Source organism: Streptomyces sp. NPDC058145 (assembly GCF_042884245.1).
GTDB lineage: Bacteria > Actinomycetota > Actinomycetes > Streptomycetales > Streptomycetaceae > Streptomyces.
In genome coordinates this window covers 646231-655246 of the sequence record NZ_JBHVUH010000003.1, presented here as the reverse complement: position 1 = coordinate 655246, position 9016 = coordinate 646231, and the positions used below count along the sequence as shown (strand labels likewise).

Below are 9016 nucleotides of genomic sequence, written 5' to 3'. Positions count from 1 at the left end.
AAACGCCCGGTTACATTTCGAACCCGGAAGCTAAGCCTCACAGCGCCGATGGTACTGCAGGGGGGACCCTGTGGGAGAGTAGGACGCCGCCGAACTCCTTTTACAGCTCCGGCTCTTGGGCAATGCCCAGGGGCCGGAGCTTTTTTGCGTTGGGGTAGGGTCGGGGAGCATCGTTTCGCTCCTTACAGCACAGGAGGCCCCCGGGTGGAGGTCCAGGAGACCCGTGTCCAGACGGACCGGGTCCTCACCATCCCCAACATCCTCAGCATGGCTCGGCTCGCCGGCGTCCCGCTCTTCCTGTGGCTCATCCTCAGGCCGGAGTTCGGAGGCCCCAAGAGCGACGGCTGGGCCCTTCTTGTGCTTGCACTGAGCGGGATCAGCGACTACCTGGACGGAAAGCTCGCCAGGCGCTGGAACCAGATCAGCAACCTCGGCCGGCTGCTCGACCCCGCGGCCGACCGGCTGTACGTTCTCTCGACCCTGCTGGGCCTCACCTGGCGGGAGATCCTGCCGCTCTGGCTGACCGGCCTTCTGCTCGCCCGAGAGCTCGTTCTGCTGGTGATGGTCGGCATCCTGCGGCGCCACGGCTATCCGCCGCCCCAGGTGAACTTCCTGGGGAAGGCCGCCACCTTCAACCTGATGTATGCCTTCCCGCTCCTGCTGCTCAGCGACGGAAACGGTTGGATCGCGTCACTGGCCGCTGTTTTCGGATGGGCGTTCGCAGGTTGGGGTACAACCCTCTATTGGTGGGCAGGAGTGCTCTACGTGGTACAAGTCCGCCGCCTCGTCCGCGCGGACGCCACGGCCGATTGAGCCCCACTGATTGTCCGGACATAGTGGTCCGATGGCCCGCCGCGCCGAAGTGCGGGACAATCTGGACGGGTGAAGTCGGCTAGACCGTCGTCTCTTTAGGAGGACGCTTCCGACATGAAGGCCGTCGTGATGGCCGGTGGCGAAGGCACTCGCCTTCGCCCTATGACCTCCAGCATGCCCAAGCCGCTCCTGCCCGTGGCCAACCGCCCGATCATGGAGCATGTGCTGAGGCTGCTCAAAAGGCATGGGCTCAACGAGACCGTTGTCACCGTGCAGTTCCTGGCATCGCTCGTCAAGAACTACTTCGGCGACGGCGAAGAGCTCGGAATGGAGCTCACATATGCCAACGAGGAGAAGCCGCTCGGTACCGCAGGAAGCGTCAAGAACGCCGAAGAGGCGTTGAAGGACGACGCCTTCCTCGTCATCTCCGGTGACGCCCTGACGGACTTCGACCTCACCGACCTGATCAATTTCCACAAGGAGAAGGGCGCACTGGTCACCGTTTGTCTGACCCGGGTGCCCAATCCGCTGGAGTTCGGTATCACCATCGTCGACGAGGAAGGCAAGGTCGAGCGTTTCCTCGAGAAGCCGACCTGGGGGCAGGTCTTCTCCGACACGGTGAACACGGGCATCTACGTCATGGAGCCCGAGGTCTTCGACTACGTCGAGGCCGATGTCTCCGTCGACTGGTCCGGTGATGTCTTCCCGCAGCTGATGAAGGAAGGCAAGCCGGTCTACGGCTATATCGCCGAGGGCTACTGGGAGGACGTCGGCACCCACGAGAGCTACGTCAAGGCGCAGGCCGACGTCCTCGAGGGCAAGGTCAACGTCGACATCGACGGGTTCGAGATCTCGCCGGGCGTCTGGGTGGCCGAGGGAGCCGAGGTGCATCCCGACGCGGTGCTCCGCGGGCCGCTCTACATCGGCGACTACGCCAAGGTGGAGGCCGGCGCGGAAATCCGTGAGCACACCGTCGTCGGTTCCAATGTCGTCGTCAAGAGCGGTGCCTTCCTGCACCGGGCCGTCGTGCACGACAACGTGTACGTCGGGCAGCACAGCAATCTGCGCGGCTGTGTGGTCGGCAAGAACACCGACATCATGCGGGCCGCCCGGATCGAGGACGGCGCGGTCATCGGTGACGAGTGCCTGATCGGTGAAGAATCGATCGTTCAGGGCAATGTGCGGGTCTACCCGTTCAAGACGATCGAGGCCGGCGCTTTCGTCAACACCTCGGTGATCTGGGAGTCCAGAGGGCAGGCCAACCTGTTCGGCGCCCGTGGTGTCTCAGGCATCCTCAACGTGGAGATCACGCCCGAGCTGGCCGTACGGCTCGCCGGTGCCTATGCGACCACGTTGAAGAAGGGCTCCACGGTCACCACGGCCCGTGACCACTCCCGAGGCGCCCGCGCACTCAAGCGAGCGGTGATCTCCGCGCTGCAGGCCAGCGCCATCGACGTACGGGACCTGGAGAACGTTCCGCTGCCCGTGGCCCGGCAGCAGACCGCGCGCGGCAGTGCCGGCGGCATCATGATCCGGACCTCGCCGGGTGTGCCGGACTCCGTCGACATCATGTTCTTCGACGGGCAGGGCGCGGACCTGTCGCAGGGCGGCCAGCGCAAGCTGGACCGTGTGTTCGCACGGCAGGAGTACCGCCGGGCGTTCCCCGGTGAGATCGGCGACCTGTACTTCCCGGCGAGCGTCTTCGACTCGTACACCGGGTCGCTGCTGCGGAACGTCGACATCACCGGGATAGCGGAGTCGGGCCTCAAGGTCGTCGTGGACGCGTCCAACGGCAGCGCCGGTCTCGTGCTGCCCAGCCTCCTCGGCAAGCTCGGCGTGGACTCGCTGACGATCAACCCCGGTCTCGACGAGTCCCGGCCCACGGAGACCGAGGAGATGCGGCGCAAGGGCCTGGTGCGTCTCGGTGAGATCGTGGCGTCCTCCAGGGCCGCGTTCGGTGTGCGGTTCGACCCCGTCGGCGAGCGGTTGTCGCTCGTGGACGAGAAGGGCCGGATCATCGAGGACGACCGGGCGCTGCTCGTGATGCTGGACCTGGTGGCCGCGGAGCGGCGCAGCGGCCGGGTGGCGCTGCCGGTGACCACGACCAGGATCGCCGAGCAGGTGGCCGCCTATCACGGCACCCAGGTCGAGTGGACCACCACCTCTCCCGACGACCTCACGCGCGTGGGACGTGAGGAGGGCACCATCTTCGGTGGCGACGGCAAGGGCGGGTTCATCGTCCCCGAGTTCAGCAGCGTCTACGACGGCACGGCGGCCTTCGTACGGCTGATCGGGCTGGTGGCCCGTACGCAGCTCACGCTGAGCCAGATCGACGCGCGGATTCCGCGGGCGCACGTCCTCAAGCGGGACCTGGCGACTCCGTGGGCCGTCAAGGGCCTCGTCATGCGGCGCGTGGTCGAGGCGGCCGGGGACCGGTCCGTCGACACGACCGACGGTGTGCGGGTCGTGGAGACCGACGGGCGCTGGGTGATGGTGCTGCCCGACCCGGCCGAGGCCGTCACCCATCTGTGGGCCGAGGGGCCGGACGACGCCTCGGCGCAGGCCCTGCTGGACGAGTGGGCGGCCGTGGTGGACAGCGCCGGGCGGTAGGACCGGCGGCTCCGGACGGCGAAAGCCGCCGCACGCGCGCGTGCCGGACAAGTGCCCCCAGGGGGGCCTGTCCGGCACGCCGGTGGGGCCATTCGGAGGTACTGCTCTCGACATGCGACGATGTGCGGCATGCCGCAGCAATCCCCCGTTCGGAGCAGCCCCCCGCGGTCGTCGCGCCCGGACGCGTCCATGTCGCTGATCACCAACGTCATGGACCACAGCCTCGACGACGGCTACGCGGAGGCCGCCGCCCGGCGGGCGGCACAGGGTGAGGCCGGCGGGCTGCCGAAGACGCTCAGGGCGAAGCTGGGCCTGGCGGCGGGCCTGGTCCTCACAGCGCTGGTGGTCACCGTGGGAGCGGCACAGGCGAGGATCGCGGCACCCGTGGTGGCCAAGGAACGCCAGGAGCTGATCGACCGCATCGACCGGGAGACCGCGGACGCGGACCGGCTCGAAAGCGACGTCGACAAGCTGCGCGACGATGTCGACACGCGCCGGCGGGCGGCACTGCGCCGCAGCGGCGGCGGCTCCGAGGCCGATCTGGTGGGCGTGCTGTCGGGCGCGAGCGCGGTGCACGGCCCCGGCATCAAGCTCGTGGTGAACGACGCAAAGGAGGCCAGCGCCGGCGGCGACGGCTCCAATCCGCGCGAGACCTCCGGCTTCTCCGACACCGGACGGGTGCGCGACCGGGACATGCAGCGGGTGGTGAACGGACTGTGGGCCTCCGGGGCCGAGGCCGTCTCCATCAACGGGCAGCGGCTGACGGCCCTGTCCGCGATCCGGGCCGCGGGTGACGCGATACTGGTCGACAACAGGCCGCTGGTGCCGCCGTACACGGTGCTGGCGGTGGGGGACGGGCAGAGGCTGAGCACCAGGTTCCAGGACAGCGCCGACGGGCTGTATCTGCACGCCCTGGAGGAGAACTTCGGCATCCGGGCCACCATCTCCACCGAGGGTGACGTCCGCGTGCCCTCCGCACCGAGTGTGATCGTACGCACAGCACAGCCGAACGCCGAGAAGACTGAGAAGGGCACATCGTGATCGCCGTACTGGGCCTCATCGTGGGAGTCGTGGCCGGCCTGTTGGTCCGGCCGGAGGTTCCCGCGGTCGTCGAGCCTTATCTGCCGATCGCCGTCGTGGCCGCGCTGGACGCGGTGTTCGGCGGTCTGCGGGCCATGCTCGACGGCATCTTCGACGACAAGGTCTTCGTGGTGTCGTTCCTGTCCAACGTGGTCGTGGCCGCGCTGATCGTCTTCCTCGGCGACAAGTTGGGCGTCGGGGCGCAGTTGTCCACCGGTGTCGTGGTCGTCCTCGGTATCCGTATCTTCTCCAACGCCGCGGCGATCCGGCGACACGTCTTCCGGGCTTGAGAGCGATGAGCAACCAGGACGAGCGGCCGGAGAACAGGCTGCGCAAGGAACTGCCCGACGAGGTCCCGGCCCCGGCCGCCGAGCCGGAGCGAACCCCCGCCGGTCCGGAGTGGACGCCCGCGGAGCCGCGGCGGACACCTGCCGAAGGAGCCGAGGGTGGCGAGCCACCGCTCACGGGCCGGCAGCGGCTGGTCAAGGGGGTGTGGCCGCCGCGTGTCACCCGGGCCCAACTCATCGTCGCGGTCCTGCTGTTCGGCCTCGGCTTCGGTCTGGCTGTGCAGGTGGCGTCGAACAGCGACAGCGACAGCGCGCTGCGCGGGGCACGTCAGGAAGATCTCGTTCGCATCCTCGATGAACTGGACGACCGTACTCAGCGTCTTGAGGACGAGAAGCAGGGACTCGACAAACAGCGCCAGGAGCTGCAGAGCAGCTCCGACCAGGCCGCCGAGGCGCGCAGGCAGACGGCCGAGAAGGAGAAGCAACTCGGCATTCTGGCGGGCACCGTGGCGGCGCAGGGTCCCGGTATCACCATGACGATCGAGGACCCGAAGGGGACGGTCAAGGCGGACATGCTGCTCGACGCGATCCAGGAGCTGCGCGCGGCCGGCGCGGAGGCGATCCAGGTCAACGGCGTGCGCGTGGTCGCGAGCACCTACTTCACCGACTCCGGCAAGAGCGTGAGCGTCGACGGGAACAAGATCAACGCACCGTATCGTTTCAAGGTCATCGGTAAGTCGCAGGATCTCGAACCGGCTCTGAACATTCCGGGAGGCGTGGTGCAGACTCTGGAGAAGGAGCAGGCCACGGTGACTGTCGAGCGGGCGGGCAAGATCGTCGTGGACGCCTTGCGACAGGTGAAGCAGCCTGACTACGCTCGGTCGTCCTCCCAGTGAACCGGCGGTGCATGGGGGGCATCCGGCAGGGGCATGAGGTTGCGGGGGGTCGGCGCACCGAAGAAGTGGCGTGTGGTGGAAACTGTCTGGTGGATACGGACGTTGTGAGGATGTCCGGGTCGACCGGTGTAGGCAATCAGGGTTCGTCCTGCCCCACGGGCGGGTCTGTTTCGGTCAAGGGGAATCGCCCGTGAAGTTGTTTGCGAAGTTGTTCGGCAAGAGCGCGCGAGAGGGCAGCGACAACGCGACCGCTCGTCATCGCGCACAGCCTGACGCAGAGGGCCGGCGCCCACTGTTCCGGGACCAGGTCGCTGGTCCGGGCGGTGACATTTCCGGAGGCCAGGGCGCGGCGTCTGTTGACCCTGCCCAGTCCGGCGGCATAGGTTTCGGGCAACCGTCAACCTCAAGTGCGGGTGGAGGGTTTGCCTCCGACCCGTATGCGTCCAACGCCCCCGCGGGGCAACCGCGGCAGGAGGATCCGTCCATGTCCGTCCTGGTGTGTACGAGGTGCGGTAACCGCAACGCGGAGAACGCCCGCTTCTGCTCCAACTGCGGTGCGCCGCTGCGGCCCGGTGTGGCGCCGGAGCGTGCCTCGGAGACCACGTCCACGATCTCCATCTCCGGCATCGAGGCCTACGACGCCGAGGTGACCGGGCAGACGCAGGTGCCGATGCTCTCGCCCGAGGCGCAGGCCGCGGTCGACGCGCTGCCGTTGGGCTCGGCACTGCTGGTGGTGCGCCGGGGACCGAACTCGGGCAGCCGCTTCCTGCTGGACAGCGACCTGACCACGGCCGGCCGGCACCCGCAGAGCGACATCTTCCTGGACGACGTCACGGTCTCCCGTCGGCACGTGGAGTTCCGGCGCTCCCCGGACGGCTCGTTCACGGTGGCCGACGTGGGCAGTCTGAACGGCACGTACGTCAACCGTGAGCGGATCGACCAGGTGCCTCTGTCGAACGGTGACGAGGTACAGATCGGCAAGTACCGGCTGGTCTTCTACGCGAGCCGACAGGGCATCTGACCCCCTGGACTCCGTCCGGGGGGAACCCAGGGAAGGTCCATGCTGCACACACCGAGCGGCGGTGCCCGAGGCGGTACCGCCGCCACGGACGCACTGATGAGCATCGGCACGGTGCTGAACGCGCTGCGTGACGAGTTCCCCGAAGTCACCATCTCCAAGATCCGCTTCCTGGAGTCCGAGGGGCTCATCGAGCCGCGGCGGACTCCGTCGGGATACCGCAAGTTCAGCCCCGGGGACGTCGACCGCCTCGCGCACGTCCTGAGGATGCAGCGGGACCACTACCTGCCGCTCAAGGTGATCCGCGAACACCTGGACGCCATGGAGCGCGGTGAGGCCGTGCAACTGCCGGTGGTGGGGCGCCAACGCACCGGGGAAGAGCCGCCTGAGCCGTCCGAGCGGCCCACGGTCGCCCGGGTCGGGCGGGCCGAGCTGCTGGCGGCGGCGGACATCGGCGAGGACGACCTCGCGGAGTGGCAGTCGTACGGGCTCATCGCTCCGCTGGAGGACGGTGTGTACGACGCGGCGGCCGTCACCGTGGCCTCGCTCGTCGCCGAGCTGGGCCGGTTCGGGATCGAGCCGCGCCATCTGCGGGCGATGAAGGCCGCCGCCGACCGGGAGGCGGGCCTGGTGGACCAGGTCGTGGCCCCTCTGAAGCGCCACCGCAACCCCCAGACCAGGGCTCACGCCGAGGCCCGGGCGAAGGAGCTGGCGGCGCTCACGATGCGGCTGCACGCGGCGCTGGTGCAGACCGCTCTCGGCGTGCGTCTGCCCTGAACGGCGGGATGTCCCGGGCGGCCGGATCGGGCACCTGTTCCCGGCCCGACTACCCAAAGGTCCCGAGCACGGCCTAGGGTTGCTGTGTGAACGAGCTCGATGTCGTAGGTGTCCGGGTCGAAATGCCCTCCAACCAACCGATCGTGCTCCTGCGCGAAGTGGGGGGCGACCGCTACCTCCCCATCTGGATCGGGCCGGGGGAGGCGACGGCGATCGCTTTCGCCCAGCAGGGCATGGCCCCCGCGCGACCGCTGACCCACGACCTGTTCAAGGACGTGCTGGAGGCCGTCGGCCAGGAGCTGACCGAAGTACGCATCACGGATCTGCGTGAGGGCGTCTTCTACGCGGAGCTGGTCTTCGCCAGCGGGGTCGAGGTGAGCGCCCGTCCCTCCGACGCCATAGCGCTGGCCCTGCGTACCGGGACGCCGATCTACGGCAGCGACACGGTGCTGGACGACGCGGGCATCGCGATCCCGGACGAGCAGGAGGACGAGGTGGAGAAGTTCCGCGAGTTCCTCGACCAGATCTCGCCGGAGGACTTCGGCACCAGCAGCCAGTGAGGTGCAGCGGCTCGGCGACCCGGAGGCGGTGACCTGCGGGCCGCTTCCCGGCGTCGTGGCAATTGCCACCGGCCATCCAGAGCGTCACGCGGCCCTCCGCGAGAGCATTCGGCTAGCCTTTCCCCGCGGTGGGGCACGAGAAACCACTCTTAGGGTGATTATCACCCGGCGTGGCGAGTGTGGCGATCGTTGACGCACCCCTGGTGACTGCCTACCGTCGAGAAGGCAGTTCAAGGACGGAGGTCGGCGTGAGAACGAGCGGCGACGGTACGGCTGGGGGTGCCCCCGGACGCGGTTTCGGGGAGAGCGGTCCGTACCCTCCCCCGGGTTCCCAGCCGCGTTCCAGCGGGCAGTACGCATATCCCGGCGGCGCGGTCGACCACGCCCCACAGCGGCCGACGGCGGTGCCGAACGGCGAAGGGGTGGCGTCCATGGCGTCCGAGGAGATCGGCTACCGGGGGCCCACGGCCTGCGCGGCCGCCGGCATCACCTACCGGCAACTGGACTACTGGGCCCGCACCGGCCTGGTGGAGCCGAGCGTTCGGCCCGCCTACGGGTCGGGCACCCAGCGCCTCTACAGCTTCCGGGACGTGGTCGTCCTCAAGATCGTCAAGCGGTTCCTGGACACCGGGGTCTCGCTGCAGAACATCCGCACGGCCGTGCAGCACCTCCGAGAACGCGGTTTCCAGGACCTGGGGCGCATGACCCTCATGAGCGACGGCGCCACGGTGTACGAGTGCACCTCGCCGGACGAAGTGCACGCCCTGCTCCAGGGCGGCCAGGGCATCTTCGGGATCGCGGTCGGCGTGGTCTGGCGGGACGTGGAGAGCGCGCTCTCCCAGCTGCACGGCGAGCGTGTCGACACGGGGGAGACCCTGGTCGGGCACAACCCGGCGGACGAGCTGGCGCGGCGGCGCAACCGGGCCGTCTGAGTACGGCCCACCGAGCCCCACGGGCCGTGCGCCCGCGTTGTCA

General features: G+C 68.6%; 9 protein-coding genes and 1 rRNA gene. All 10 read left to right on the top strand.

Annotated features, from left to right (window positions below):
* Positions 1-95 (top strand): 5S ribosomal RNA (rrf, locus tag ACFVVO_RS09945); the annotation flags it as partial.
* 109 nt (positions 96-204) lie between these two features.
* A complete protein-coding gene (locus tag ACFVVO_RS09940; RefSeq protein WP_199209733.1) occupies positions 205-813 on the top strand; it encodes a CDP-alcohol phosphatidyltransferase family protein in 609 nt (202 codons plus the stop codon).
* A gap of 114 nt (positions 814-927) precedes the next feature.
* Entirely contained in the window at positions 928-3423 is a 2496-nt protein-coding gene (locus ACFVVO_RS09935) for a sugar phosphate nucleotidyltransferase (RefSeq protein WP_390053344.1), read from the top strand.
* Positions 3424-3543: 120 nt separating this feature from the next.
* A complete protein-coding gene (locus ACFVVO_RS09930) occupies positions 3544-4464 on the top strand; it encodes a DUF881 domain-containing protein (RefSeq protein WP_390053343.1) in 921 nt (306 codons plus the stop codon).
* Positions 4461-4793 carry a small basic family protein gene (locus ACFVVO_RS09925; RefSeq protein ID WP_006134295.1) on the top strand — a complete coding sequence of 111 codons (333 nt, stop codon included), beginning with the start codon at positions 4461-4463 and terminating at the stop codon, positions 4791-4793. The genes ACFVVO_RS09930 and ACFVVO_RS09925 overlap by 4 nt, the downstream gene beginning before the upstream one ends.
* 5 nt (positions 4794-4798) lie before the next feature.
* The gene (locus tag ACFVVO_RS09920; RefSeq protein WP_390053341.1) at positions 4799-5686 is read left to right on the top strand and encodes a DUF881 domain-containing protein; all 888 of its coding nucleotides are present in this window, start codon (positions 4799-4801) and stop codon (positions 5684-5686) included.
* Positions 5687-5876: 190 nt separating this feature from the next.
* Positions 5877-6707, top strand: a complete 831-nt coding sequence (locus tag ACFVVO_RS09915; protein ID WP_390053340.1) for an FHA domain-containing protein — start codon at positions 5877-5879, stop codon at positions 6705-6707.
* Between the two features lie 39 nt (positions 6708-6746).
* Positions 6747-7481: a MerR family transcriptional regulator gene (locus ACFVVO_RS09910; RefSeq protein ID WP_390053339.1), complete on the top strand. Its 735-nt coding sequence runs from the start codon at positions 6747-6749 to the stop codon at positions 7479-7481.
* An 86-nt stretch (positions 7482-7567) separates the two neighbouring features.
* A complete protein-coding gene (locus ACFVVO_RS09905) occupies positions 7568-8041 on the top strand; it encodes a bifunctional nuclease family protein (protein ID WP_026253112.1) in 474 nt (157 codons plus the stop codon).
* A gap of 248 nt (positions 8042-8289) precedes the next feature.
* Complete coding sequence (locus ACFVVO_RS09900; RefSeq protein WP_390053338.1) at positions 8290-8973, top strand: MerR family transcriptional regulator; 684 nt, start codon at positions 8290-8292, stop codon at positions 8971-8973.
* Positions 8974-9016: the final 43 nt, after the last annotated feature.